At 61.0% G+C, this 26,075-nt stretch carries 30 protein-coding genes; 15 read left to right on the top strand and 15 right to left on the bottom strand.

Translation table 11 applies throughout. From position 1 onward, the window contains the following. Positions 1 to 5: 5 nt before the first annotated feature. Complete coding sequence (locus WH87_RS09880; protein ID WP_046139797.1) at positions 6 to 1,235, bottom strand: glycerate kinase type-2 family protein; 1,230 nt, start codon at positions 1,233 to 1,235, stop codon at positions 6 to 8. A 154-nt stretch (positions 1,236 to 1,389) separates the two neighbouring features. On the opposite strand from WH87_RS09880, the gene WH87_RS09875 reads away from it, so the two are divergent. Genes WH87_RS09875 through WH87_RS19605 form a run of 5 tightly spaced genes read left to right on the top strand, consistent with a single transcriptional unit; the run spans position 1,390 to position 4,176 of the window. Then, positions 1,390 to 2,082 (top strand): DUF1045 domain-containing protein, encoded by a 693-nt coding sequence (locus tag WH87_RS09875; protein WP_046139292.1) that lies wholly within the window; start codon positions 1,390 to 1,392, stop codon positions 2,080 to 2,082. Next, positions 2,079 to 3,218: an alpha-D-ribose 1-methylphosphonate 5-triphosphate diphosphatase gene (locus WH87_RS09870; protein ID WP_407060037.1), complete on the top strand. Its 1,140-nt coding sequence runs from the start codon at positions 2,079 to 2,081 to the stop codon at positions 3,216 to 3,218. The genes WH87_RS09875 and WH87_RS09870 overlap by 4 nt, the downstream gene beginning before the upstream one ends. A gap of 2 nt (positions 3,219 to 3,220) precedes the next feature. Further along, entirely contained in the window at positions 3,221 to 3,787 is a 567-nt protein-coding gene (phnN, locus tag WH87_RS09865) for a phosphonate metabolism protein/1,5-bisphosphokinase (PRPP-forming) PhnN (protein ID WP_046139294.1), read from the top strand. Positions 3,788 to 3,839: 52 nt separating this feature from the next. Then, positions 3,840 to 3,986, top strand: a complete 147-nt coding sequence (locus tag WH87_RS19790) for a hypothetical protein (RefSeq protein ID WP_046139295.1) — start codon at positions 3,840 to 3,842, stop codon at positions 3,984 to 3,986. After that, positions 3,952 to 4,176 (top strand): hypothetical protein, encoded by a 225-nt coding sequence (locus WH87_RS19605; protein WP_156458181.1) that lies wholly within the window; start codon positions 3,952 to 3,954, stop codon positions 4,174 to 4,176. The genes WH87_RS19790 and WH87_RS19605 overlap by 35 nt, the downstream gene beginning before the upstream one ends. A gap of 23 nt (positions 4,177 to 4,199) precedes the next feature. Here the strand turns inward: WH87_RS19605 and WH87_RS09855 are convergent, their stop codons facing one another. Then, positions 4,200 to 4,421: a hypothetical protein gene (locus tag WH87_RS09855; RefSeq protein ID WP_156458180.1), complete on the bottom strand. Its 222-nt coding sequence runs from the start codon at positions 4,419 to 4,421 to the stop codon at positions 4,200 to 4,202. A 523-nt stretch (positions 4,422 to 4,944) separates the two neighbouring features. On the opposite strand from WH87_RS09855, the gene WH87_RS09850 reads away from it, so the two are divergent. Beyond that, entirely contained in the window at positions 4,945 to 5,994 is a 1,050-nt protein-coding gene (locus tag WH87_RS09850) for a LacI family transcriptional regulator (RefSeq protein WP_046139297.1), read from the top strand. A gap of 236 nt (positions 5,995 to 6,230) precedes the next feature. Then, the gene (locus WH87_RS09845) at positions 6,231 to 7,115 is read left to right on the top strand and encodes a 6TM ABC transporter family protein (protein WP_052726456.1); all 885 of its coding nucleotides are present in this window, start codon (positions 6,231 to 6,233) and stop codon (positions 7,113 to 7,115) included. A gap of 143 nt (positions 7,116 to 7,258) precedes the next feature. Here the strand turns inward: WH87_RS09845 and truB are convergent, their stop codons facing one another. From truB to WH87_RS09830, 3 genes are read right to left on the bottom strand one after another with little or no spacing between them, the layout of a single operon-like run. Beyond that, on the bottom strand, positions 7,259 to 8,161 hold the full coding sequence (gene truB, locus WH87_RS09840) for a tRNA pseudouridine(55) synthase TruB (protein ID WP_046139298.1): 903 nt from the start codon (positions 8,159 to 8,161) through the stop codon (positions 7,259 to 7,261). Then, a complete protein-coding gene (rbfA, locus tag WH87_RS09835) occupies positions 8,158 to 8,571 on the bottom strand; it encodes a 30S ribosome-binding factor RbfA (RefSeq protein ID WP_046139299.1) in 414 nt (137 codons plus the stop codon). Before rbfA ends, truB begins: the two co-directional genes overlap by 4 nt. Before the next feature lie 54 nt (positions 8,572 to 8,625). Then, positions 8,626 to 9,618, bottom strand: a complete 993-nt coding sequence (locus WH87_RS09830; protein WP_046139300.1) for a 2-hydroxyacid dehydrogenase — start codon at positions 9,616 to 9,618, stop codon at positions 8,626 to 8,628. A gap of 163 nt (positions 9,619 to 9,781) precedes the next feature. Here WH87_RS09830 and WH87_RS09825 point away from each other — a divergent pair, with 163 nt between their 5' ends. Beyond that, complete coding sequence (locus WH87_RS09825) at positions 9,782 to 10,309, top strand: SH3 domain-containing protein (RefSeq protein WP_046139799.1); 528 nt, start codon at positions 9,782 to 9,784, stop codon at positions 10,307 to 10,309. On the opposite strand, the gene WH87_RS09820 is transcribed toward WH87_RS09825, so the two are convergent. The 4 genes from WH87_RS09820 to WH87_RS09805 all read right to left on the bottom strand — a co-directional run bounded on the left by WH87_RS09820 (position 10,306) and on the right by WH87_RS09805 (position 12,297). Then, positions 10,306 to 10,785 (bottom strand): glutathione peroxidase, encoded by a 480-nt coding sequence (locus tag WH87_RS09820; protein ID WP_046139301.1) that lies wholly within the window; start codon positions 10,783 to 10,785, stop codon positions 10,306 to 10,308. The two genes, WH87_RS09825 and WH87_RS09820, sit on opposite strands and share 4 nt — an antisense overlap. 62 nt (positions 10,786 to 10,847) lie before the next feature. Beyond that, positions 10,848 to 11,039, bottom strand: a complete 192-nt coding sequence (locus tag WH87_RS09815) for a hypothetical protein (protein ID WP_046139302.1) — start codon at positions 11,037 to 11,039, stop codon at positions 10,848 to 10,850. A gap of 47 nt (positions 11,040 to 11,086) precedes the next feature. Next, the gene (locus WH87_RS09810; protein ID WP_046139303.1) at positions 11,087 to 11,293 is read right to left on the bottom strand and encodes a cold-shock protein; all 207 of its coding nucleotides are present in this window, start codon (positions 11,291 to 11,293) and stop codon (positions 11,087 to 11,089) included. A gap of 524 nt (positions 11,294 to 11,817) precedes the next feature. Continuing rightward, entirely contained in the window at positions 11,818 to 12,297 is a 480-nt protein-coding gene (locus tag WH87_RS09805) for a hypothetical protein (protein WP_046139304.1), read from the bottom strand. Positions 12,298 to 12,570: 273 nt separating this feature from the next. On the opposite strand from WH87_RS09805, the gene WH87_RS09800 reads away from it, so the two are divergent. Both WH87_RS09800 and WH87_RS09795 read left to right on the top strand, forming a co-directional pair. Continuing rightward, positions 12,571 to 13,029: a hypothetical protein gene (locus WH87_RS09800; protein WP_046139305.1), complete on the top strand. Its 459-nt coding sequence runs from the start codon at positions 12,571 to 12,573 to the stop codon at positions 13,027 to 13,029. 487 nt (positions 13,030 to 13,516) lie between these two features. Next, positions 13,517 to 14,491 (top strand): DUF2971 domain-containing protein, encoded by a 975-nt coding sequence (locus WH87_RS09795; protein ID WP_046139306.1) that lies wholly within the window; start codon positions 13,517 to 13,519, stop codon positions 14,489 to 14,491. A gap of 716 nt (positions 14,492 to 15,207) precedes the next feature. Here WH87_RS09795 and WH87_RS09790 read toward each other — a convergent pair. Together WH87_RS09790 and lepA are read right to left on the bottom strand one after the other, a co-directional pair. Continuing rightward, the gene (locus WH87_RS09790) at positions 15,208 to 15,588 is read right to left on the bottom strand and encodes a nuclear transport factor 2 family protein (protein WP_046139307.1); all 381 of its coding nucleotides are present in this window, start codon (positions 15,586 to 15,588) and stop codon (positions 15,208 to 15,210) included. Between the two features lie 116 nt (positions 15,589 to 15,704). After that, positions 15,705 to 17,510: a translation elongation factor 4 gene (gene lepA / locus WH87_RS09785; RefSeq protein WP_046139308.1), complete on the bottom strand. Its 1,806-nt coding sequence runs from the start codon at positions 17,508 to 17,510 to the stop codon at positions 15,705 to 15,707. Between the two features lie 99 nt (positions 17,511 to 17,609). Here lepA and WH87_RS19000 point away from each other — a divergent pair, with 99 nt between their 5' ends. Then, a complete protein-coding gene (locus WH87_RS19000; RefSeq protein WP_052726458.1) occupies positions 17,610 to 18,518 on the top strand; it encodes an extensin-like domain-containing protein in 909 nt (302 codons plus the stop codon). 32 nt (positions 18,519 to 18,550) lie between these two features. On the opposite strand, the gene WH87_RS18995 is transcribed toward WH87_RS19000, so the two are convergent. Continuing rightward, positions 18,551 to 19,036, bottom strand: coding sequence for a hypothetical protein (locus tag WH87_RS18995; RefSeq protein ID WP_052726459.1), 486 nt, complete (start codon positions 19,034 to 19,036; stop codon positions 18,551 to 18,553). Between the two features lie 59 nt (positions 19,037 to 19,095). Beyond that, complete coding sequence (locus WH87_RS19600; RefSeq protein WP_156458179.1) at positions 19,096 to 19,239, bottom strand: hypothetical protein; 144 nt, start codon at positions 19,237 to 19,239, stop codon at positions 19,096 to 19,098. Positions 19,240 to 19,344: 105 nt separating this feature from the next. Here WH87_RS19600 and WH87_RS09770 point away from each other — a divergent pair, with 105 nt between their 5' ends. Next, positions 19,345 to 20,256 (top strand): LysR substrate-binding domain-containing protein, encoded by a 912-nt coding sequence (locus tag WH87_RS09770; protein WP_046139310.1) that lies wholly within the window; start codon positions 19,345 to 19,347, stop codon positions 20,254 to 20,256. A 167-nt stretch (positions 20,257 to 20,423) separates the two neighbouring features. Further along, positions 20,424 to 21,677 carry an NAD(P)/FAD-dependent oxidoreductase gene (locus WH87_RS09765; RefSeq protein WP_046139311.1) on the top strand — a complete coding sequence of 418 codons (1,254 nt, stop codon included), beginning with the start codon at positions 20,424 to 20,426 and terminating at the stop codon, positions 21,675 to 21,677. A gap of 411 nt (positions 21,678 to 22,088) precedes the next feature. Here WH87_RS09765 and WH87_RS09760 read toward each other — a convergent pair whose 3' ends face one another. Further along, a complete protein-coding gene (locus tag WH87_RS09760; protein WP_046139312.1) occupies positions 22,089 to 23,126 on the bottom strand; it encodes an aldo/keto reductase in 1,038 nt (345 codons plus the stop codon). A 91-nt stretch (positions 23,127 to 23,217) separates the two neighbouring features. Between WH87_RS09760 and trhO the strand changes: the two genes are divergently transcribed. Together trhO and WH87_RS09750 are read left to right on the top strand one after the other, a co-directional pair. Further along, entirely contained in the window at positions 23,218 to 24,237 is a 1,020-nt protein-coding gene (gene trhO, locus WH87_RS09755) for an oxygen-dependent tRNA uridine(34) hydroxylase TrhO (protein WP_082092645.1), read from the top strand. A gap of 99 nt (positions 24,238 to 24,336) precedes the next feature. Beyond that, positions 24,337 to 25,251, top strand: coding sequence for a LysR family transcriptional regulator (locus tag WH87_RS09750; protein ID WP_046139313.1), 915 nt, complete (start codon positions 24,337 to 24,339; stop codon positions 25,249 to 25,251). Here the strand turns inward: WH87_RS09750 and WH87_RS09745 are convergent. Then, the gene (locus WH87_RS09745; RefSeq protein ID WP_046139802.1) at positions 25,244 to 25,987 is read right to left on the bottom strand and encodes a LytTR family DNA-binding domain-containing protein; all 744 of its coding nucleotides are present in this window, start codon (positions 25,985 to 25,987) and stop codon (positions 25,244 to 25,246) included. The genes WH87_RS09750 and WH87_RS09745 overlap by 8 nt on opposite strands. Positions 25,988 to 26,075 lie beyond the last annotated feature (88 nt).

Raw genomic sequence — 26,075 nt, 5'->3', positions numbered from 1 at the left:
CTCTCCTACCGGATGATAATCGCGCGAAAGTCATTCACATTCGTGCCCGTAGGCCCGGTCACCAGCAAGTCACCAATCGCTGCAAAGGCCGAATAGGCGTCGTTGTTGGCCAGGGCAGCCTGCGGGTCGATGCCGGCGTGACGCAGGCGCGTGGCCGTCGTGCCATCCACATAGGCGCCCGCATTGTCTTCCGAGCCGTCAATGCCGTCGGTATCAGCAGCCAAGGCCGTCACGCCCTCGAGCCCATCAATGGCGATCGCCAGCGCCAGCAGAAATTCAGCGTTGCGTCCGCCCCGACCATTGCCGCGCAAGGTGACGGTGGTCTCTCCGCCCGAAAGCAGCACGACGGGCTTGTTGAAGGGGCGATTACGCAGGGCGATCTCGCGCGCCATAGCCGCATGCACCTGCGCCACATCGCGCGACTCCCCTTCGATGGAATCTGAAAGGACTGCGGCCTCAATGCCGCGCTGTCGTGCAAGCGTTGCTGCAGCATCGAGCGAGAGCGTCGCCGAGGCGATGGTGCGGACGCTGTTGCGGGCAAACGCCGGATCATTGGGAAGGGGAGCGAGATTGTCTTCCCCGGCCAGAAGGCGCGCGGCCGCCGGGGGCAGGTCCAGCCGGTGGAGATTGACGTATTTGCGCGCCAGCTCGCGCGTGCCTGCCAGCGGGATGGTTGGCCCGGACGCAACAACGGCCGGGTCGTCGCCCGGAACGTCTGACACCACCAGGGTCGCCACCTGCGCAGGTGCACAGCGCGCCGCCAAGCGCCCACCCTTGATGACGGAGAACTGATTGCGAATGAGGTTCATCACCCCGATTGGTGCGCCCGATGCCAACAGCATGCGGTTGATGGCCTGCTCGTCATCGAGTGTCAGACCCGGGGCCGGCGCTGGCAACAAGGACGAACCACCGCCAGAGATCAGCGCGACCACAAGATCGTTTGGCCCCAACCCGGATACTGTTTCCATGATGCGGCGGGCAGCCAGAAATCCGGCCTCATCGGGCACGGGATGGGAGGCCTCGACAATTTCAATGCGCTCGCATGGCGCGGCATAGCCATAACGCGTCACCACCAACCCGGTGAGCGGACCATCCCAGGCCGCCTCAAACGCCCGCGCCATTTGCGCCGAGGCTTTGCCTGCGCCAATCACCACCGTGCGCCCCAAGGGTCGCTGCGGCAGATTGAGCCGAACAGCGAGCGAGGGTTGCGCCTGCGCTACCGCATGGTGAAACATCTCGAGCAGCAGGCTACGGTCCAATGGTGGCTCCCTTCTTGCGATTCGAGGCTGGCAAGGATAGCCAGCATTAGTGGACATGCGGTGGGGACTGTCCAGCAAGTGTCAAACCGTCGACACATCATTGGTCTAGCGCGCTGGGCAAGGAGTTCCCATGACAGAACGATTCGCGATCTATTTCGCCCCGGCAGCGACTGGCACTTTGTGGGAACGCGCCTGCACATGGCTTGGCCGCGACCCGGCCAGTGGCGATCTCTTTGATGGCCCCGTGGCCGGCATCGACCGCCCGCGCCTGCTCAACCTGACCCAGTCGGCCAACCGCTATGGTTTCCACGCCACCATCAAGGCGCCGATGGCCTTGGTCGAGGATACGAGCGAAGCCGATCTCCGCACAGCCCTCGCCGATTTTGTAGTGCAGCATGAGCCGGTCAATCTGGGCCCGCTGAAGCTGGCATCCTTGCAAGGATTTCTGGCGTTGGTACCCGAGGCGAACGAAGCGCTGCAGGATTTTGCGGCGCATGTTGTTGAGAGTTTCGACCCTTTGCGCGCGCCAATGACGGTCAAGGATCGTGCGGCCCGCGCCAGCAAAGGGCTGACCGAGCGGCAGATTGAATTGCTTGACGCCTATGGCTATCCCTATGTGTTCGAGGAATTTCAGTTCCACATGACGCTCAGTGACCGGCTTACCGAGGAGGACGCGCACGACATCGCTCGCGCAGCCACCACCTGGTTTGCGCCGGTGCTCGATGAACCTGTCATCCTCGATCGCCTGTCGCTGTTTCACGAGGCAGATGCCGGCAAGCCGTTCCGTCGCATCGCCGACTTCAAGCTGGGAGCGTCTGCCTGATGGGTTCGAGTGCCTTCCGCAACGCGAAGCTTGTACTCGCTGATGGGGTCATCGAGGGCGCACTATCGGTCAACGATGATCTGATCTCGGATATGTCCACCGGCCCGTCCGGTGTCGGCGAGGATCTTGAGGGCGACTACCTAATCCCTGGCCTGGTCGAGCTGCACACCGATCATTTGGAGAACCATTATCGCCCCCGCCCCGGCGTGTTTTGGGATCCGCTGGCATCGCTGCATGCCCATGACGTGCAGGTGGCTGGTTCGGGCATCACCACTGTGTTCGATGCCGTGCGTATCGGCTCCGACCTCGATCTGCCCGACATGAAAATTCATGCCGCCAAGCTGGTCAACGCCATTCGCACCGGCAATGCGCAGGGCTGGCTGCGCGCCGAGCATCTGATCCATCTGCGCTGCGAATTGCCCAGTCACGACGTGCTGGATCATTTCGAGGCTTTTGCCGATCATCCGACGACCCGACTGGCCTCGCTGATGGATCATACCCCCGGCCAGCGGCAGTTTTTGTCGATGGAGGCCTATAAGCTCTTCTACAAAACCAAGATGGGCACGACCGAGGCTGAGGTTGAGCAGTACCTCGCCAACGCATTGGCCCAGCATGAGCGCTACGCACAGCCCCATCGCAAGGCCATTGTGGCGCGTGCCAAGGTCCTCGGCTTGCCGCTTGCGAGCCATGACGATGCGACGCTCGCGCATGTCGAAGAGGCCGCAACCGACGGCGTCGCGATTGCTGAATTCCCGACAACGCTGGAGGCAGCCGCCGCTGCCCACGATGCCGGGCTTGCTATTCTGATGGGCGCGCCAAACGTGGTGCGCGGGCGCTCGCATTCAGGCAATATCTCTGCAACCGATTTGGTACGGGCGGAGCTATTGGACATTCTGAGTTCGGACTATGTGCCTTTCGCATTGCTGCAGGCAGCCTTTCTGCTGCCACGCCGGGTTGAGGGGCTCAGCCTCTCAAAGGCTTTGGCAACGGTAACCCGCAATCCGGCGAAGGCCGCCGGCCTCGATGATCGTGGCGAGATTGCCATCGGCAAGCGTGCCGATCTGGTACGAGTCAAAATGGTGGGCGAGATGGCAGTGGTGCGTGGCGTCTGGCGCCAGGGACAGCGGGTGAGTTGACCATGGCACGACCACTCGGTTCACTCGTTCTGGTCGTGGGTCCATCCGGTGTCGGAAAGGACAGTCTCATCAATGGCGCGCGCAAGGCGCTGGACAATGACAAGCGCTTTGTCTTTGTCCGCCGCACCGTGACGCGCCCCGCCGATGCCGAGGTCGAAGACCACGACAGCATGGAGGTTGAGGACTTCCGGCTTGCTGAAGACGCCGGCCGCTTCGCGCTGACCTGGGATGCGCACAATCTGCGCTACGGGCTGCCGATCAGCCTTGAAACCGATATCGCCCTTGGCAAAACCGTGGTGGCCAATGTCTCGCGCCATATCATCGGCGCAGCGCGCGAAAAGTATCCCGCCTGTTCGGTCGTGCTGATCACGGCCGAGATTTCCCTGCGCGCCGAACGACTGATTTCGCGCGGACGCGAAAGCGCCGATCAGGTGACGGCACGTCTGGCGCGAGAGAGCGGCCCGGTTCCCGCCGGGATTTCACCTGTTATCATCGACAATTCCGGCTCACTGGCTATTGGCGTTACTGCCTTTGTCTTGGCGCTGCGAGCAATTGCGGCTGTTGAGTGAACCAGACGGCAAGTTGTGCGTTGACCAGCATAATCTAGCGTCAGGAGTTCTCATGAATCGCAATGGTCTTTATGCTGTTATCGCCATCCTGCTGGTGGCTGTCGTGGGCTTTGGTATCTACACCTACCAGCAGCAGTCGCGCCCTGGCATTGAAGTGCGGGTAGATGACGGCGGGCTTTCCATCAATGGAAACAACTAGTTCAAACACCGGGCGCCGCGAGGCGCTCGTCTCCGCTTTGTCGACAGAGCTTGACCGCCAGGCGCAAGCCGGTGCGTCAAAAATCGACGTGGAAGCATTGGCTAATGCCGTTGAGGCATGTCTTTCACCAGCCGGACCGACTGCCGAGGGCAAGCGGCCGAGCGAACTCAATTCCACCAATGACGACTAAATAAAGTGGGTCCGACGCTGCGCTTACGCGGCGTCGGCTGTTCCCTTACGCACAGCCTGCGATACGGCGAAATGCGCCTTCTCGACTGTTTCGAACTGCTGTCCGTCAATGGCGAAGGCTGGAAGCTTCACGGCCAAAAACCGGTAGCCTTCGGCATGCGGCACGACAACGCCCAACGGCTCGCCCGCAACTTCTATCACAATGGGTCTGTGGGCCTTGGCCCGATCTAAGCTATTTTCCTGCATGGGTGGATTCTCCACTTGCGCGCTGAAGGCCAACAGGAATGGGCAATCAATTGCACCATCTGGCCGTCAATGCTGGGGGTCTATCGATTCTGTGAGACGGTGGTGTGACGCAGGTCACATTCGTTTCGAGCGACAGGTCCCTTGCCAGCGTTTGGCGCCATGCAAATTGGTGCGTACGAGTGCAATAGCCGCATGGGTGGTGAAGCTAGTCGATGTCGTCATCTTCAGTCCTTTCCTCATGGGTTGCACGCACACGGTTCGTTGAGTGTCGAACCAGTTTGGTGAAGATAGGTCAGCACCCTGCTGATTTCCAGTGACCCAACCATCGAAAATCGACGATTTATTGAAAAAGACTGCTCGACTTTCGTAGGGCGACAAAATTATGACACAAGCGGTCATAATTCGACACATATTGTCCGGCGAAGGCCGGACGTGCAGAGCGCTTGAACTGTTGATGACACTATGATGTTGTCGCGGCAATAAAGTCAGCTGCGCAGAGAACGCGGCTCCTGGGGTGTAAGAAGTGTCCGACGACAATCAGCCGGTGGCGAGCAAGGCCAAGCGTGGCGTTAAACCATCGGGCAAGCCGACACTGAAAACCATTGCCCAGATGACTGGCTTTGCCGTCACGACAATCTCGCGCGCGCTCAACAATGCGCCGGAACTGGCGCAGGAAACTCGCGACCGGGTGCAGAAAATTGCCGCCGAAATCGGCTATCTGCCGGACCGCGCTGCGCTGCGCCTCAAGACCGGGCGGACCAATGTGATCGCGCTGGTGCTTGAGCCGGACGAGCAGATCTATGGTTTCGGCTCCAACATCGTCAGTGGCTTGACCGAGACGCTGCGCAACACGGCCTACCACGTCGTCATCACGCCGCTGTTCCGCAATGTGCTGCCCATTGAGCCAGTCCGCCACATTGTGCGCAATCGTATGGCAGACGGGGTGATCTTCTCGAAGGCCGAAACGTTTGACGAGCGGGTGCGCTTCCTGCTCGACAATGACTTCCCCTTTATCAGCCACGGCCGTACCCACTGGCCCGAACCACACCCCTATGTCGACTTCGACAATGAGGCCTATGCCTATGGTGCGGTGAAGCGCCTGGTTGAAAAGGGCTGCCGAAAAATCTCCATTGTGCTGCCCGATAGCGAGCTCACTTATACCGAGCATCTCAAAAAGGGTGTAGCGCGCGCGGCCGGTGAGGCGGGGATCGCGTTTGAATTTGCCGCCGACATCAATCTCAGCAGCCCCACCGACGCGATCCGAAACTATGTCATCAAGCGCAGCAAACGCCCCGATGGCCCCGACGGCTATGTCTGCGCGTCGGAAGTGTCAGCGCTGGCCGTCATTGGTGGGCTCAATGACAGCGGCAAGACCGTTGGTCAGGACGTTCATGTGGTGTCCAAGCAATCCTCGATGATGTTTGCCCAATTCCAGCCGGGTGCAGAAACGGTCTCGGAGGACTTCGTCGGGGCCGGTCGTCAGCTTGGCGCACTGTTGTTGCGCCGCATTGCAGGTGAGCCGCTGGAAGACCTGCACACGCTCGTCCAGCCGTCCTTTGACTGGAAATCCTAAGGCGATCTAACGCTCTTTGCTGCATGCTGCTCTGCACAAAAGTCGTGCAGCGCCGGAACGAAATCCCTCCCCTCTGGTTGTTTGAGCACGTGCGTCAAACAAGAGGGTAAAATCAAATGAACTCGATCATCTATCTTGTCGGCTTGGTCGTCATCGTCATGGCCATCCTGTCGTTCATCGGTCTGCACTGATCTTTCAGGGCCCGATCCAAATCAAGAACAACAGGAGCCGCCGCCATGACTATTGACGCGCCCGCGGGCGTTACCATCATCGAAGAGCCAGCAACCCATCGCGACCAATCGTCTTATGTCGATTGGCCCGCTATCATTGCCGGTATTGTCCTCGCAACAGCCATTTCTCTGGTCCTGATCAGCTTTGGATCGGCCGTCGGCCTGAACTTCATCGACCTCAATGATCGCGGCGGCGTGTCGCCGATCTTTGTCGGCATCGCAGCAGCCAGCTGGTTCCTATGGGTGCAAATCTCCAGCTTTATGGCGGGTAGCTATCTGACCGGACGCCTGCGTCGTCGTTATTTCGACGCCACCGAAGATGAAAGCGATCTGCGCGATGGCGCACATGGCCTTCTGGTGTGGGGTGGTTCGGCGATCATCGGCGCAATCATCGCCGTTGGTGGTGTTGGCGCGGCCGCCAGCGTTGTAGGTGGTGCCGCCGCAACCGTCACCACGGCTGCCTCCAATGTTGCCAGCGACGCGGTCGATCCGAACGCCTATTTCATCGATACCCTGTTCCGCTCGACCCAGCCGGTCGAAGCCACCACGGCACGCGATGAAGCAGGGCGTATCTTCGTTCAGGCCGCCTTGGGTGACGGCACTGTAAGTGCAGACGACCGCACCTATCTCGCCAATGTCGTGGCAGCCAATACCGGTCTCTCGCAGGCTGATGCACAGGCCCGCGTCGATACGGTGGCAGCCAATGTCGAAAAGGCCCGTCAGGACGCAATCGAGGCAGCCCGCATTGCCCGCAATGTCAGCATTATCGGCGCCTTCCTGATTGCAGCATCGCTGCTTGTCTCGGCCATCGGCGCCTTTTGGGCAGCCCAGAAGGGTGGCAATCATCGCGACGAAAACACTGTGTTTGCCGACGTATTCCGTCGCTTCTAGGAAAGGAGACTATCCATGTTTAGAGCTCTCGGCCTTTGGCTCCTGGGCGTGCCGATCTGGCTGGTCCTGATTATTGTGTTCTTCATCCACCGGTGAAGACAAAGAAGGCGGGGATTGCTCCCCGCCTTTTGCATTTCAGAAGCCTAGTTGAAGACCCGCTTGGGGCGGAACTGGCCGAATTCGACCCACCCCGTTGCCAGCACTTCGCCCTTAAAGCTTGCCCAGCATTCATCCAGCGTGATCGGCGACCCCGCCCCGGTCAGCAGCACGGTATTGCCATGGCGCACGGCGCTGGCCTGAGCCGCGTCGAGCCGGATTTCCGGCAGATCTGAAAAGCCCGCGGCAACACCCTTGAGCAGCGCATCGCGCTCTGGCTGCTCCAGCGCTTCGAGCTGATCGATGGTCAGCGCATCGGCATCATTGAACGGGCCGACAGCAGCACGGTGCAGCATGGAGACGTGACCACGCGTGCCCAGCGCCTCGGCGATATCGCGCGCCAGCGACCGCACATAGGTGCCCTTGCCGCACACCGCTTCAAGAACGGTCTTTTCGCTATCATGCGAGATCAGGTTGAGTTCATCGACCTGGATTTCACGCTCGGCCAACTCAACGGTTTCACCAGCGCGAGCCAGATCATAGGCGCGCTCGCCATCGATCTTGAGCGCCGAATAAATCGGCGGCCGCTGCATGATGGTGCCCGTAAAGCGCGGCAGGATGGCTTCCACGGCCGCCTGATCGGGTCGGACGTCAGAGGTCGCGACGACCTCGCCTTCGGCGTCATCGGTCGTTGTGGCGCTGCCCCACAGAATTGCAAAGTGATAGACCTTGGTGCCGTCCTGCACCTGCGGCACAGCCTTAGTGGCCTCGCCCAGCGCAATCGGCAAAATGCCGGTGGCCAGGGGATCAAGCGTGCCGGCGTGCCCCGCCTTGGCGGCGCTGAATAACCACCGCACTTTGCCCACGGCCTGGGTCGAGGTCATGTTGTAGGGCTTGTTGAGAACGACCCAGCCCGAGATGGCGCGCTTGGCGCGTTTTGGCGCGCTCAAGACTCTTCGCCATCCTCGTCGTCAGCCTGCAGATCACGCTGCACTTTGTCCGAGCGCAGCAGCGCGTCGATGCGGCTGGCTTCTTCAAAGGTGTCATCGACGAAAAAGCGCAGTTCGGGCGCGAACTTCAGGTTCAGCTGAGGCGCGACGCGACCACGGATAAACTTGCGGTTGCGGTTCAGTGCCGCGACGATTTCCTCGGCATGCTGGCCGCCCAGTGGCATCACATAGGCGTCGGCGATCTTGAGGTCATTGGTCATGCGCACTTCGGGCACGGTGATGACGGCGCCACGCAGCGCGTCATCCTCGACATCGCCGCGGGCGAACATGGCGGCCAGCGCGTGGCGCACAAGTTCACCAACGCGCAGCATGCGCTGGGTAGGACCGGTAGATTTGTTGTCTTTGCTCATGGATGGGGGAATTAGGCCCTTGCCGCCCCGGCGTCAATCAGAGCCAGTGCATTGTCATCCGGGCAGCAGGCGATGCGGCGGCTGATGGCCATCCATAAAGGTGCGGATATTGACGATCACCGTCTCGCCCATCTCAATGCGGGCCTCGAGCGTTGCCGACGCCATATGGGCGGTCAATACGACCTTGTTGGCCTCAGCCAGTGCCAAAAGGCGCGGATTAATGCCGTTGCGATTGTCGAACACGTCGAGCGCGGCCCCACTGAGATGCCCGTCCTCGATGGCAGCGACAAGCGCGGCCTCATCGACCAGTTCAGGGCGACTGACATTGACGACGAAACTGCCCTGCCGCATCAGCGCCATGCGCTCAGCCGACAGAATATGGAACGTCTCGCGGGTATGGGGCGTGTGCAGCGAGACAATATCGACCGCACCCAGCATAGCATCGAGATCGTCCCAATAGGTCGCCTCGAGCGGCATCTCGACGCCGGGCGGACGACGATTGCGCGAGTAATAGTGAATGTTGAGCCCGAACGCTTTGGCGCGCTGGGCCACTGCCGTGCCGATACGACCCATGCCGACAATGCCGAGCGCCTTGCCCCGCAGGCGATGGCCCAGCATAGAAGTTGGCGACCAGCCGGCCCAGGCGCGATCCCGCACCAGCATCTGCGTGCCCTCGACCAATCGCCGCGGCAGCGCCAGCATCAGGGCCATGGCCATATCAGCCGTGTCTTCGGTCAAAACGCTGGGAGTATTGGTGACGGTGAGGCCTGCAGCCAGCGCTGCATCAACGTCGATATTGTCGACGCCATTGCCAAACTGCGCGATCAGCCGCACCGATTTGGGCAGGCGGCGGATCAAATCAGCGTCAATGCGGTCGGTAATCGAGGAAACCAGCACGTCCTTGCCATCAAGCCCGGCCAGAATGTCGTCGCCCGACAAGGTAACGTCCGCCTCGTTGACGTCGGTTTCAAACAGGGTGGCCATGCGTGCCTCGATGGATTCGGGCAGGCGCCGTGTCACGAGTATCTTGGGTTTATGGCTGGTCATGCGGTCCAGAGGCGAGGCGGCCAAGGGCGATAAGCACCACCCTTTCAGCGACCATTAAGGTTCTGTCAGTACTGATAGGGCAATTCCATTTTTCTGCAAAGTCATGTTCGACGAGACCTTACGCGCACGGCGCACCCGTCATTTCCCGCATTTTCATCGCCTGATGACGCGACTGCTATTGGTGGTTCTGGTCATGGTTGGCTCGCTGGCGCCCGCATTTGCGCAGGCAGACAATCCAAGCGGGCTGAAACTGCCGCGCTTTGCCTCGACCCGCTCGACCCCGATCAATGTCCGCGTCGGGCCCGGCACCAAGTATGAAGTGGCGTGGACCTACCTCAAATCCGGCCTGCCGGTCGAGATCGTCCAGGAATTCGACACCTGGCGGAAGATCCGCGATGCGGATGGCGAAGAGGGCTGGGTGCACCAGAACCTGTTGTCGGGCACACGCGTCGGCTATGTTACGCCCCTGATCGCCAACGGGGATATCCCGCTGCTGGCCAATCGCTCTGACGACGCCACAGTGCGCGCCCGGCTGGGACCGGGCCTGCGCGTCACCATCAAGCAGTGTGATGGCACCTGGTGCGAGGTCAGCACTACGCACCAGGAGGGTGACCAGCGCTCGGCCACCTATTCGGGCTATTTGCACCAGGAAGAACTCTGGGGCGTCTACCCGGATGAGGACTTCGACTAGAGCGCCTTTTCGATGGGCCCGGCGATATCGGCGGGCAGCACTTCGGGGCCGAACCGTTCCAGTACCGTGCCGTCGCGCCCGATCAGGAACTTGGTGAAGTTCCACTTGATCGCTTCCGTGCCCAAAATCCCCGGGGCTGAGGCCTTGAGCCAGGCATAGAGCGGGCTCTGATCGGCGCCGTTGACGTCAATCTTGGCGAACAGAGGAAAGCTCACATCATAGGTGATGGAGCAAAACTCGGCGATTTCTTCGGCGCTGCCGGGCTCCTGCCCCATGAACTGGTTGCAGGGGAACCCCAGCACCACCAGCCCCTTGTCGCGATAGGTACGCCAGAGCGCCTCGAGCCCCTCATATTGCGGGGTCAAGCCACACTTGCTGGCGGTGTTGACGATCAACACAAGCTTGCCTTCATAGGCGGCGAGCGACTGGGGCGTTCCATCGAGAAGCGGAAGCGTGAAATCGGATAATGTGGTCATGATACTGCCTGAGGGAGGAGCGGGGATTGTAACGCCAAAAGCGCTCCCCGCAATCGCCCGTCTCAGACGGTTTCGCGCAGATCGTTTTCGCTGACGATGCGCTGGTGCGTCTCGGCGGTGGCCTGCACCTTGTATTGCACGGCGTGGCCCTCATAGGGCAGCAGCGCCATGATCTTGCATTCTCCGGCGCGGCGCAGGCTGCTGCCGCGCATGGGCAGCAGATCGAGCACGTCGCCAATCTGGTATTTGTGCATGGGGTGCCCTCCAAAGGCAGGGCCGCCCGGAGGCGGCCCATTTTGGCTTAGAGAACCTGCAGATCGGTGGCGCTGGCGCGGCCATCGCGACCGGTTTCCACAGTGTAGGACACCTTGTCGCCTTCGTTGAGGCCGGACAGACCGGCCTTTTCGACAGCAGAGATGTGGACGAATGCGTCCTTGGAGCCATCATCAGGCTGAATGAAACCGAAGCCCTTGGTGGAATTGAAGAATTTTACAGTACCGTTGATCATTTGGCGAAACGCCCTTGTAGCGAGGCCCGGAAGCAGGTGCGAACGAGCAATTCCCCGTGGCAACATGCGCACGGGGCCTAAACGTTCGCAAATTTCGGGGATCGCCAAGCAACCGGCACAAGTGTCGGGAGGATCAGGTCGCCTTGGAAGGCTGAAAACGTAAAGCCAGTGTAGCACCCCCGGCCTCCCCCCACAAGGACGCGCCGAAACGCCGGTCGGCGCAGACGCCGCCGGACCCGGCAGGACAAGTGGAGCTCCGAGGCGGTGACCGTCTCTGGGAGGGAGAAGAAGGAGACGAACATCGCCTCGGAGCGCCGGGTTTTTCTCGGAAGGCGGCACAAGACCCCAGCATGGCGCCGTAGCCCCATGCCCGAACATCAAAGCCACGCAGCCCAGGGCGGAGCGCGACCCCTGCCCTCCCGACTGTCGTCCCGGCTACTGGTCGCTGCAGTACCACAAGCATCCCGGACCGATGGCCCAAGAATAGCGCGGCACGCGGGGTGGGGGATAAGCTGGATAATGAGTTAGCGGTTGTTGAACTGCTCGATGCGCTTGGCAAGCTTCTGACGCAGATCGAGCATTTTTGCCTCGCGCGCCGGATCGGCTTCGGCGCTGGCAGGCCCCACCAGCTTGGGCCGCAAGCGCCGCACCGGCAGCGGCGGATCGCCTTTGACCTGCCACAGATAGGCCTTGGCCTGATCATCCCAGCGCGAGCGGCTCGCCTCCCAATAATCCATCGCCGCCAGCGCCTGCCCCAGCTGGGTCAGCAACCCACCATGATCGGGCGCTGCCATCGGCAGGGGATCACCCTTGGGGATAAAGGGCATGGCCTCGCGCAACAGAGCTTCGGCCACGCCAATGGTGTGTGCGGAAACGGGCGTCTGCGGACGTTTGGTGGCGACGGCGGCGATCTGGCCATGCAGCGCGGTAAGTTTGAGCCACAGAGCCTCGTGGCGCGCGGCCAGCATGCGGGTGGTGGTTGGATCGGCTTTGTGGTGGGGCATTTTGCGGGGCTCCTGTTCGGGCGGGCGGACAGAAGAGGGTAAGGCGGAGTGATGGGGGCGGGGATTAGGTTTTGGCCAACGAGGCCTTTGCGTGGGCATAGCCTTCCCGAAGGCACAGAATTTGGCATTGGCGGCTTGCCTGCTACTGACACCCCAGACCATGATGCGGCAGGTGATTGCGCATCTTTTCCCAAAGAAGAAGAGCACGCCATTTAGCTGTTAGGAACGAAACGGAAACATGACCTAAAGCGTGAATCAGATTACTGTAATACTATGAGCAACGATAAGTCCGAAACGACTGAACTGATCGACCGTCAGCTTTACCTTGATCACCGCAAGAGTCTTGTGGAGCTTGGGATCGCACAAATTGGTCTTTTTGATAAAACGCTTATTCTCCTTTCAACTGGAGCGCTTGGCGCTTCTGCTCTCTTCGTTGACACATTCATCGGCGATGGGCCGATACATTTGCAGCCTATTCTAGCTCTTTCGTGGCTGGCCTTCGCCGCCACAATGCTTACTAACTTGCTGTCATATTGGACCAGTTGGAAAGACATGGAAACTGAGCGCAACTCCTGGGACAAAAATTATCTATTAGGCAACGCCGAAATCCCTCATGCGAATATATGGCGGACTATAACAAGCCAACTGAACATCAGCGCCTTCATTTTCTTCATGTCTGGTCTATCCGCCCTATTGATCTTCTGTTTCAACAACCTTGGAGCAACTGCATGAGCCGCTCTTCATCTCCTTCTAAGCCCTATAACCCAGATGGAATTCCATCTCCTTATGCACCATGCCCTGCTCCTGCGATTTCTTCTCCACCCCTGGCGAACAGGTGACCAAAGTGAGCAAACCCAGAACCGGCCTGACACAGGTTATTTCGCTCCAGGTTGAAACTAATCGCGTCGGCATTCCGGGGGCGAGTATTCAAACCCATGGCGCGATAAGCGTCTCACCTCCTATGTCCAAACCCAAACCGCCAGCTGAGAAATAACTGACGCCTTAGATAAGAAGGGCGCAGGTAAAGCGCGTCCAGGCGCGACTTCATGGCCCAACATACCTCGTTCGCCACCTCCACACCCGAGAAATAGGTAATTTCATGGTGCGACCACCGTTTAGTCCAACGCAAAGCAAACCCCATCCTCTTGTGGGCGTGCCGAGTTCGCCACCTCCAGCTCCTCCAACTCCCCCGACTAAGAAGTAGGACGTTCGTCACAGCATGGACGATCATGAGATTTTCGAACGATTAGTTGCAATCTTCATGCCTCAGGCAGCTCTTCTAAGAGAAGAACTCAATGAAAAAGGCCAATTACTCGCCCATTATACAACTGCCGAAAACGCATTGCGGATACTAAAGGGGCAGCAAATCTGGTTGCGCAATGTGCGCTTTATGAATGACTTCAGCGAAGTCCAGCACGGTTTAGGCATGCTTCGGCGCTTCTTTGCACCTAACGAGCCAGACATTGGACGGGCTGACTTCATTTCAGCATTAAACGCCATCCAACCGAACTTGGTTGAGCAAGTGATAAACAAGTTCAACGGGATAATCGGTCACATCGAGAACCAGACTTATATCACGTGCCTCTCAATGCATCACCAGCATGAGAACGAGATCGGCCGACTATCGATGTGGCGAGGTTATGGCCGAGGTGCAGCACCTGTGGCGCTGGTCATTCGGACTCATACTATGGCGCGATTTACTGATGCACTGGGAGTTTTTTCAACGCCGGTAATTTACCAAGATCGCAATACTTTTTTTGAAGTCATGCGAACGCTACCCGCCCGCGTCAGAGCGAATGAAGAATTTCTGCGCGAGGTCGACATCAACTGGCTCTCGCACATGCTATTCCAAACGCTCATTGCCTATTCTATTTCTCAAAAGCATCGTGGCTTTGCCGAGGAGCAGGAGTGGAGGATGTTGCACATTCTTGGGCACCATAATATCGGCGTTCTTGAACAGGACGTAGAGTCCGTGAGCGGCAGTCCACAAAATGTTCTCAAACTAAAACTAGAAAACCCAAAAGAAATTCCGGACATTGGAATCTCCGTTCCAGAACTTCTGGAGCGAATTATTGTTGGACCCTGTGAGTTCCCAGATGGGATCGCCGAAGGCTTTGTCAAAGTTCTTGAAAAATTAGGGGTCAAGGACGCGGCCGACCGCGTAACAATCAGTGATACCCCCCTTCGCACGTAGTTTCGGCATCCGGTTCACGGGGCTGCCCTCGGACTTGACCTGAGGGCCATTGGCGGCTTGGTGCGCAGGATAGAGGCCCTCGGGTGTCAGGCCCGAGGGCAGCGCGGTGGTGGGGGCGGGGCTTAGTCTTGCCGCTATCTGGACTACGCGCTTAGAGAGCATACAAATCCGTCCGCGCCTGCGCTCCCTCCCCGCAAGGGGGAGGGCGTCGACTGGGAGGTCGGTTCCTAGAATTGAAAATCACGCAGCATCCCAAACACCAGGCTGCCCTCGGACGTGATCCGATGGCCCCTGCGGCTTGGTGCGAGGTGATGGTGGCCCTCGGGTCGGGCCCGAGGGCAGCGTGGTGGTTGGGTTGGTTGCGGGGCGAACTCTGGCGTCGAGCTACGGCAGCTTCCTGCGCGGGGTCATTCCGACGCAGGCCGGAATCCAGATCCTTGGTTGTCCGCAGGATCCATATCGAGGTGAGCCTTCAGCATGGATCCCGGCCTGCGCCGGGATGACATTGGGGGCGCGGCTCGTGCTGGGCTTTGACCGCTCACGCGATGGTGGTGCGGCTGGTCGGGCGTGGATTCGGGACTGGGTCGGAATAACCCAGCAGTTGGGAGAGGGTGTGCCCCATTGCCGGCTAGCGAAAGAATACGGCCCTCGGATTGGCTCCGGGGACCGCGTTGGTGGATGCCGGGGCTGGGTTGCTGGCCCTGCCGCGACGGGGGCTAGTGGGTCTGGTTGGGCATTTCGGTGTGGAGGGCACACTTCCAGCCGTCGCCATCGCGCACCCAGACCGAAGTGTCCATGGTGTCCATCTTTTCCGTCTTGCCGCCATTCTTGACCGATTGCTTGACGCGATAGATGCAAACGGCGCTGTCGGGCGTGGGGAAGAACACATCTTCCTCACTCATGGCCCAGTTCTCGATGGAAAACGAGCTGCCTTCGCTCATCTTGATATATTCGCTGGGGCTGAAGGTATGCGTGCCCATGGGGCCGGTCATGGCGGCCTTGCTGGTCAAGAGCCCAGCCGATTGCTGGTGCTCGCCGCCGGCCATGGTGGTCCAGAACTTCCGCTCGAGATCGAGAATTTCGCGTTTGGTCGTCATTGACTTTCCTCTCCGCAAAAAAGTTCGCTGGAGGAGAAACGCCAATGCCGGGAAGGCTGTTCCCGGCATCGCAGAATGTGATCGGTGGATGCTGGCGCTTTGGGCGCAGCGTGGACCTAGTCGTCGCCCATCTTGAGCGCTTTGATGAACGCCTCTTGCGGGATTTCGACGCTGCCGAACTGGCGCATCTTTTTCTTACCGGCCTTCTGCTTTTCCAGGAGCTTGCGCTTACGCGTCGCGTCGCCGCCATAGCACTTCGCCGTCACGTCCTTGCGCATGGCGCGCACGGTTTCGCGGGCGATGATCTTGCCGCCAATGGCCGCCTGGATCGGAATGACGAACAGATGCGGCGGGATCAGCTCCTTGAGCTTTTCGCACATGATGCGGCCACGGCTTTCGGCCACGGTGCGGTGCACCAGCATGGAGAGCGCATCGACCGGCTCGGCATTGACCAGAACGCTCAGCTTGACCAGATCGCCGGGGCGATAATCGGCCAGGTTGTAGTCAAAGCTGGCATAGCCCTTGGAGATGGACTTCAGCCGATCATAGAAATCGAACACGACTTCGTTGAGCGGCAGATCATATTCCACCATAGCACGGTTGCCGACATAGCTCAGATTGCGCTGGATGCCGCGGCGATCCTGGCAGAGCTTGAGAATGGAGCCTAGATATTCGTCGGGCGTCAGGATCGTCGCCTTGATCCAGGGCTCGCGGATTTCCTCGATCTTCATCACGTCCGGCAGATCGGCCGGATTGTGCAGCATGATGGTGTCGCCATTGGTCATGGCGATTTCGTAGACCACCGAAGGGGCGGTCGCGATCAGATCGAGATTGAACTCGCGGCTGAGGCGCTCCTGGATGATTTCCAGATGCAGCAGCCCGAGGAAACCGCAGCGGAAGCCGAAGCCCAGCGCGGCCGAGGTTTCCATTTCATAGGAGAAGCTGGCGTCGTTGAGGCGCAACTTGCCCATGGCAGCGCGCAGCTCGTCAAAGTCGGATGCATCAACCGGGAACAGGCCGCAGAACACCACGGGCTGGGCCGGACGGAAGTCGGGCAGCGGCTCGGCAGTGGGCTTTTTGTCGTCGGTGATGGTATCGCCAACGTTGGTATCGGCCACTTCCTTGATCGACGCGGTAAAGACGCCGAGCTCACCCGGGCCCAGTTCCTTGACTTCGACCAGCTTGGGCGTGTTGACGGCCACGCGATCCAGCTCATAAACGGCGCCGGACGCCATCATGCGGATCTTCTGGCCCTTTTTCATGGTGCCATCGATGATGCGCACCAGAACCACAACGCCCAGATAGGTATCGTACCAGCTATCGACCAGCAGCGCCTTGAGCGGCGCCGTGATGTCGCCCTTGGGGGGCGGCAGGCGGGTGACGATGGCCTCGAGCACGGTGTCGATGCCGATGCCGGTCTTGGCCGAAATTTCCAGGGCATCGGACGCGTCGATGCCGATAACGTCCTCGATCTGCTGCTTGACGCGCGGAATATCGGCTGCGGGCAGGTCGACCTTGTTGAGGACCGGAACGATCTCGTGATTGGCGTCGAGCGCGTGATAGACGTTGGCCAGCGTCTGGGCTTCAACGCCCTGCGAGGCGTCGACAACCAGGAGCGAACCTTCCACGGCGGCCATGGAGCGGCTGACTTCATAGGCGAAGTCGACGTGTCCGGGCGTGTCGATGAGGTTGAGGATATAGTCCTCGCCATCCTGTGCCTTATAGCTCAGCCGGACGGTTTGCGCCTTGATAGTAATGCCGCGCTCGCGCTCGATATCCATATTATCAAGCACCTGCTCCTTCATCTCGCGCAGGTCCAACCCGCCCGTCATCTGGATCAGGCGATCAGCTAGCGTGGACTTGCCATGGTCGATGTGAGCGACGATGGAAAAATTGCGGATGTTTTTGAGCGGCGTTGTCATGACGCGCTGATAGCAGAACCGCTCAAGCCCGCAAAGATGGTTTAGCGCAGGTTAAGAGGGGCAAAACGAGCCTTTTTGCAGGTTCGTGCGTTAAGGGGGATGGCCAAGCTCATTCACCTGCTCATTGCCCTGCCATTGCTGCTGGCCCCGCCAGCGGTCGGGCAGGACCTTTTCGGCTCGTTTCAGGACATGCTGGACCAACTCGCACCCAGTGCCAAACCACCGCCAAAGTCGGTGCCGCGCGCGGAAACAGCACCGGTGCCACGGCCCCGCCCGGTGGAGCCCACGGCGGATGATGTGACCGAGGACGCTGCAACGCCCCTGCCGCGACCCCGGCCAAAGGAAACCGCGGACGAGGCTGAGGCGGAGACAACGCCGAACACTGCCCCGACCGCGACTACCCCCGCTCCTGCATCCGATGACGTTGAGCCTGCGGCGCAGGATGATCGGGTGTACCAAACGGCGTGCCCGGCAGTGATCATGGGACTGGTGGAGGCCGAGGCCCTGCCGCCGCTGAGCGAAGGCGCGTGCGGCGAGCGCTCGCCGCTCAAGGTGACGGCCGTTCTGAGCCGAGGCCGCATGGTGCCACTCTCGACGCCCATCACCACCAATTGCGCCATGGCGAGCGCCCTGCCCGGCTGGATCGCCACGGTAGATGGCTATGCCGAAGCCATGCTGGGAAGCCCTTTGGCACAGGTGGAGACCGGCACCAGCTATATGTGCCGCAAGCGGAACAACGCGGACGCGGGCTTCACCTCCGAACATGGCTTTGCCAACGCGGTGGATGTGACCGGGTTTACCCTGGAGGACGGCAAGACCATCGACGTCACCGCCAACTGGAAACCGGCGGCCAAGCCAGAGGGACGGCTACTGCGGCTAGCCCATGACGCGGCCTGCGCCGGGTTCACGACCACGCTGGGGCCAGAGGCCAATGCCGAACATCATGACCATCTGCATGTCGATCTGGGCTGCCACGGCAAAACCTGTACGGCGCAGCTCTGCGAATAGAAAAAGCCCCCGGGTGACCGAGGGCCTTCGCCTTATGGCTTGGGCGCAGCCGGCGCTTCGGTGCCGACGGGCGCTGGTGTTGCAGCGGCGGCTTCTGCTGGCGGCACGGTGGCCGTTGCGGCCTTTTGTGCGTAAAGGCCAGTCACGGCATCCACACTGGCGCGATCGGCGCTGCCTTCGGCACAATCTGGCTTGGTCTTTTCGACGTCAGCCTTGACCCGTTCATAGGCGGTCGTACCGGTGGCGGCATCGATGCCCATCGAGGTCTGCAGATTGGTGGTGTCGGAATCGATGGCTGCCAGCACCTTGGGATCGATGGTGAGCGCGCACAGCTCGATCACGGCCTTGGTGGCATAGATGCCGGTCAGCATATTGGCGCGCTTGGGCGGCTGGGCCGTCGGCGCGGATGGATTGACCACGATATCTTCGGGGGCCGGCTGGGTGAGAACGGCTTCCTGCGCCAGGGCCGGGGACAGGCCGATGGCAAGCACGGCAAACATCGCAAGGGGACGGATCATCGGAAACTCCTGAAGGGCGACGGGCGTCAACCCGTCCCTTCAAGCGTCCGATTATGGCCTCAGCACGGCGCGCGGTCAGAAACCGGATGGTAGGCCGGCAAGTCCGCCCAGTCGCGTTGGCTCATCATCTCTGGTTCATGCGTAGCGCCAGCACCGGCAAAAGCGGTCGACAGGCGTCGCAGGAGAGCAGCAAGAATTGACATTTTGTGACCTCCTTTATGGGTCGTCATGGATGAATGAGGCCTAGATGCGCCTTGCGCTGGTGGTCCGCAATGGACAAGGTGAGACAGCCATTGTAGAAAAACTATATGGCAAACCCATTTCCCATTCCCCTCAATGCCTTGCGCGCCATCGAGATCGTGGCCCGGCGCGGGGCTTTGGCGCCTGCTGCGGAAGAATTGGGCGTTACCATCGGCGCGGTGAGCCAGCATTTGCGCCGCGCCGAAGAGCGGCTGGGCATGGAATTGTTCGAGCGTACCCCTGCGGGGCTACGCCCCCTGCCTGCGCTGAAACAGGCATTGCCGCAGCTGACCGCGGGCTTTGCCGCGCTGCAGGATGGGCTGGGGAGCTTAAAGGGCAGCGACGAGCATGTGCTGAACCTGACCGTGGGTGCTGTCTTTGCCTCGCGCTGGCTGATCTGGCGCATCAACAAGTTCACCACGCTGCACCCCGATATAGAAGTGCGCCTGACCGTAACGGGGACCATGGTTGATCTCAGCCGCCCCGATATCGACTGCGGCATTCGCTTTGGCACAGGGCGCTGGCCAGGCATCACAACCAGTATGATCGGCGGACAATCGTTCCAGCCGGTGTGTGCGCCGCGCATCGCGCCGCTCCTGACGAGCCCAGCCGATCTCGCCAAGGTGCCAATGATCCATGACGCGACCAGCATGCTGGACTGGGAAAAGTGGTTCACCATGGCAGGGGTCGATCCCAATATCTGCCTGCCGGGCCCCACCTATACCGATCCATCGCTGGCCTTTGACGCGGCTATTTCCGAGCAAGGGGTTTTGCTGGCCGTCGACATGATGAGTGCGGATGCGGTGAGCGACGGGCGGCTGGTGCGCCCGTTCGAGATGCCGTTCGAGGGGCCGAACGGATACTGGCTGGCCACCGCCAAGGGCCGACGCGAAACCAACAAGCTGCGCGCCTTCCGCGCATGGCTGGACGTCGAGGTGCCGGCCAGCGTGCGCGGCTATGTCTATCAGAGCCGCACATAATCAGAGCTGCGCGCATCGTCAGACAAAGTCAGCATAAATTTGCACAAAAGTGGCCAATTGCCGGATGAAACTGGCGTTCAGCGCTGGCAATGCCACAGATATGAACAAAAGCGGCAAACAGGCTATGCTAGCATCCTGCTGTATCACTGCGGGGGAGCATGCCTTTTATGGACGACGTCATCATTCTGGGAGCGGGTATTGTTGGCGTTGCCACCGGCATTTACCTGCTGCGTCGCGGCCGGAGCGTCACCCTGATTGATCGGCGCGAGCCGGGCCGCGAAACCAGCTTTGGCAATGCCGGCATCATTCAGCGCGAGGGCGTGCGCCCGCATGCCTTTCCGCGCGATCTGGCCATGCTGATGCAGGTGGGCCTGCATCTGTCCACCGCGGCGCGCTATGAACCATTGGCCCTGCCCAAGCTGGCGCCTGCGCTGCTGCGCTATTGGTGGGAATCCTCGCCGGACCATTACGCCAAGGTGGTGCAGAGCTATGCGCCGCTGATCGGTCGTTCGATCGTGACCCATGCAGATCTTATGGCCCAGGCAGGCCCCGAGGCCGAGGCGCTGGTCAGCAAGAGCGGCTGGTTGCTCGCCTTCCGCACCGACAAGAAGCTGCGGGCCGAAGCGCTCAAGGCGCAGGAAGATCACGACCGCTTCGGGATTTCCCACCGCGTGGTGGAATGGCCCGAACTCAAGCAGATGGAGCCCGCGCTCAAGGGCGGCCTCGCGGGCGCGATCCACTGGACCGATCCGTGGACGGTCAGCGACCCCGGCGCACTGGTGACGCAATATTTCGAACTGTTCCAGCGGCTGGGCGGCAAATTTGTCTCGGGCGGCGCCAACGCGCTTGAGCCCGACAATGGCGGCTGGACGGCGACCGTGGACGGCGTGCGCCATAGTGCCAAACAGGCGGTGATCGCGCTGGGCCCATGGGCGCCGGATGTGCTGGAAAAGCTCGGCTACCGCCTGCCGCTCTTCGTCAAGCGCGGCTATCATATGCACTACGACACCAAAAAGGGCGCCAAGCTCAATACCCTGGTGCTGGACCCAGAGGTTGGCTACGCCCTCGCCCCGATGGCGCGCGGCATTCGCCTGACCACTGGCGCCGAATTTGCCTTGCGCGACGCGGCGCCAACGCCGGTCCAACTCGACAAGGCGGAGAAGTCAGCCCGCGAATTGATCGATCTGGGCGAACGGGTCGACGCCCAGCCCTGGAAGGGCGCTCGCCCCTGCACCCCCGACATGATGCCGATCATCGGCAAGGCCCCGCGCCATGAGGGCCTGTTCGTCGGGATCGGCCACGCGCATCACGGCTTCACGCTGGGGCCGGCAACGGGTGAGCTGTTGGCGCAGACCATGACCGGGGAAGAAACCGCGATCGACATCAAGCCTTTTGGCATGGAGCGGTTTCTGCATCGGTAGAGTGGAGCGACGCCGAACTGGCCTCCTCCACAGGATCGTCACCCTCGGGTCAGGCCCGAGAGTGACGATCGAGGGTGGGAAACACACTGCCCCCCAACCATCGTCATTGCCCGGCTTGTCCGGGCAATCCATGCCCCGCATGGAGGAAGATGGACCACCCGGACGGGCCGGGTGGTGACGATGGGGGAGGGGTCAGCGGGGGCCGCCTTGCGGTCTTACCGGACATTCTCCAAGTGACGAACCCTTCAGGCCCGAGGGTGACGATCGAGGGTGGGGAGCGCACACTGTCCCCCCAACCATCGTCATTGCCCGGCTTGTCCGGGCAATCCATGCCCCCGCACGGGAGAAAGATGGACCACCCGGACGAGCCGGTTGGTGACGATGGGGGGAACGGGCGGTTGCCCCGCCCCCTTACCGCAGCCAGCCGCTGGGGCGGGGGTGGAGTTCCATCTGGCCGTCTGCTGTCGCGGCATCAATGGCGGCGATTTCCTCGGCGCTGAGGTCGAGATTATTCAGCACGCCCAGATTGTCCTTGAGCTGCTCCAGATTGCGCACGCCGACCAGCGCCGAGGTCATTTCCTTGCGGCGCAGGGCCCAGCTGAGCGCCAACTGCACCATGGACTGGCCGCGCGACTTGGCGATCTCGCCGAGCTTGTCGACGGCGGCGAGGACGCGCGGTTCGATATGGCTGGCCCGGAGCGAACCATTGGGGTTTTCGCCACGCGTGCCCGACTTGTCGCCCGAATTGTACTTGCCCGAGAGCACGCCCTGCGCCAGCGGCGAGAAGGCGATGATGCCAATGCCCAGTTCGCCGCAGGTGTCGATGGTGTGATCGTTTTCGATCCAGCGATTGATCATCGAATAGCTGGGCTGGTGGATCGTCGTGGCGACGCCCATTTCCTTGAGGATGCGATGAGCCTTGCGGGTTTCGGCTTCGGGATAGCTTGAAATGCCGACATAGAGCGCCTTGCCGGTGCGGACGGCATGGGCCAGCGCGCCCATGGTTTCCTCGAGCGGGGTCTCGGGATCGTAGCGGTGCGAATAAAAGATATCGACGTAATCGAGCCCCATGCGCTTGAGCGATTGGTCAAGGCTCGCCAGCAGGTATTTGCGGCTGCCGAACTCGCCATAGGGGCCGGGCCACATATTGTAGCCAGCCTTGGTCGAGACGATCAGCTCGTCGCGATAGGGCTTGAAGTCACGCGCCAGCACTTGGCCGAACAGCTCTTCGGACGAGCCGGCGGGCGGGCCATAATTGTTGGCGAGATCGAAATGGGTGATGCCCTGATCAAAAGCATAACCGAGGATTTCCATGGCGCTGGGGTAGTCGCGGGTGCCACCGAAATTCTGCCAGAGGCCCAGGCTGATGACAGGGAGTTTGAGGCCCGATTTGCCGGAGCGGCGGTACTGCATACTGTCATAGCGCGACGTATCGGCCCGATAGGTCATGGCGACCTCCCTAAGTTTTGTATTTTGCCCATGCGTGACGCTGCGCGCATGCAGTGCTAAGAGCAGGCCAATGTGCCCGCAGAAGATTGATATGACATCCAACCTGCCCCAGTCCGCCCAGCCCTTCAAGGTCATGGCAATTTATAAATTTGCCGACCTGCCAGATGCCGAGGCCCTCCAGCCGATCCTGGCAAAGTTCTGCTGTTCCCACGCCATCAAGGGCACGCTGATCCTGGCGCCCGAGGGCATCAATGGCACGGTGGCGGGCACGGACGCTGATATCGATGCGCTGGCGGACATGCTGTTTGCTGGTCCCGATTTTGCTGGGCGGCTGGCGGGCGCCGAGGTCAAGTATTCGAGCGCGGCGGAGATGCCGTTCCTGCGCATGAAGGTGCGGCTCAAGCCCGAAATCGTGACGCTGCGCGCGCCGGAGGCCAATCCGAGCAAGCAGGTTGGCACCTATGTCGAGCCGGAAAACTGGAATGCGCTGATCGAGCGCAATGACGTGGTGCTGGTCGATACGCGCAATGACTATGAGGTGGGGTTGGGCACATTCCAGCGCGCACTCGACCCGGCGACGCAGACCTTTACCGAGTTCAAGGACTATGTGGCCCAGAACCTCGACCCGGCGCGCGACAAGAAGGTTGCCATGTTCTGCACCGGCGGCATTCGCTGCGAAAAGGCGTCGAGCTATTTATTGAGCCAGGGCTTTGAGGAAGTGTTCCACCTCAAGGGCGGCATTTTGAAATATCTCGAAGTGGTGCCCGAAGCCGAGAGCCGCTTTGCCGGGGAGTGCTTTGTGTTCGACGAGCGCGTCTCGGTCGGCCATGGGCTGGTCGAAGGCGATGCCACGCTGTGCCGGGCCTGCCGCCATCCGCTGACGGCGGATGATCGCGCCCATGAGGATTATGTCGAGGGCGTCAAATGTCCCCATTGCGTGGATGACGCGGCCAAGCACGCGGCGGCCACCGAGCGACAAAAGCAGATGGACCTGGCGCGTCAGCGCGGCGGCGCGCATCTGGGCGATGATGCCGTGCAGGCGGCCAAACGCGCCCGGGCGGCCAAGAAAGCCGACGCCGAAGCCTCGCGCGAGCGCAACAAAGCCGGATAGGGGAATGGCTGGGATGCACGCATCCCGCTTCCCTGATCGTAAATGCTGATGCTAGGCTGGAAAGTGCCCAGAATACTTCCGCCAGCATAAGCATTTTCGATGGATATCGACCAGCTTCGCACCTTTGACCGCATCGTTCGTGATCAGAGCTTTACCCGCGCCGCCGCCTATCTCAACATTACCCAGGCCACCGCCTCGATGCGCATTCGGGCGCTCGAGCAATTGCTGGGCGTGACGCTGTTTCAGCGCGGGCGCACCGTGACACTGACCGATCAGGGCATGACCTTTCTGCCCTTTGCGCGCCGCATTATCGGCACGGCGCAGGAGGGGCGCGAGGCCCTGCGCCGGGTCGAGCGCGGACGGATCGCCATTGCCTCGCTGCGCAGCCTGGTTTCGCCGCTGATCACCGAGCCGCTGCTGCGGTTTCAGGAGAAATATCCCAGCGTCGATGTGGTGGTAATGGAAGGGCGGCAGTCGCAAATTGCCGCCATGCTGCATGAGCGCGATGTGGAAATGGGCATTCTATGCTGGCCCAATCTTGATCCGCTGGTCGTCGATCTGGTGCCGCTGCTGATCATGCGCGAGCGGGTGCCGCTGGTGGTGGCGCCCGAAATTGCCGCCAAGCTGCCAAGCCAGCCGAGCATCGAAGATGTGCTGGCGCTGGTGCCGCGCGTGATCTCGCTGCGTTGGTGGCAGGCCGAACCCGAGACGGCTTCGGCTTTGGTGCGGCTGGCACGAACCAGCGTGGAACTGCCCACCGGCCCGGCGCGTCGTCTGGCGCTCAAGGGCGAGGGACTGGGCTTTTTTGTCAATTCGGCGATCGCAGATGATGTGAAGGCGGGGCGGCTGGTGGAGATTGCGCCAACCAATTTCGAGCCACTCAACCGCGACACGGCCATTGTGGTGCGCTCGCTGGCGGCGCTGGAGCGCGAGATGCTGTCCGACTTCATTGCCGAGATCGCGCGGGAATGCGAAAGCGTCGGCGTGATCATCGAGAACCGGCTGGCTAGCTGACAAGCCCTGCGGCGCGCGCCTCGGGTAGAAAGCTGCGGCTGATCGGCAGGCGTGTGCCGTCGGCCAGTTCGACCATGGGCTTGCCATCTATTTTGAGCGGCTTGCGCACCGCGTCCAGCGCCACCCAGTGGGAGCGGTGGATCTGCAGACCCGGCACGCCTTCGGTTTCACGCATCGCATCGGACAGGCGCAACAGGATCAGCGCACGACCGCGATCAGTGACCACATCGACATAGTGATCTTGCACCGAGATGTGGCTGAGCTTGCCGCGCGCCGGCAGCGGCAGGCGCTGCAGGATGGCGGCTTGTACCGGCGCGGCAGGCAGGGCCAGTTCGGCGACAGGTGCACTCCGCTCGGTGACAGCGATCACCGAGACCAGCGCCAAGGCCACCGCAAGACAATAGAGCCAGAGCCGCACCAACGAGGGTTGATCACCGCTGCTATAGGCGACGAGACTGACCAGCGCCACGACGATCGTCGCCGGCAGGCTGGCAATGAACGCCGAGAGCGTAACCCGGAGCGGCAGCTGCGTGATGCGCGGCGCAAGGCTGGTCATGGCGGCCACCGCAACGGCGCGCGACAGGGTGTAGCTCAACACCACCACGGCCAGCCAATAGACCAGCCGCGTCGCCGCATCAAAACTCTCCAGCGTGCCGAAGGGCCCAGACAGGCCGAGCAGCAGCACGGCGGCGGCCATGCTCACCAACGTGCGCGGTGAGGTGAAAACGGCCTGCATTTCACGCAGCGCCAAATGCAAAGGGGATCCGTTCACGAAGCAGGCTTTCGATTGGCGCAATCGCGTTTGCGATGGGCCGAGCATAGCG

Source organism: Devosia epidermidihirudinis (assembly GCF_000971295.1).
GTDB lineage: Bacteria > Pseudomonadota > Alphaproteobacteria > Rhizobiales > Devosiaceae > Devosia > Devosia epidermidihirudinis.
The sequence above is the reverse complement of the archived record's forward strand: the minus strand, read 5'-3'. Positions and strand labels throughout refer to the sequence as shown.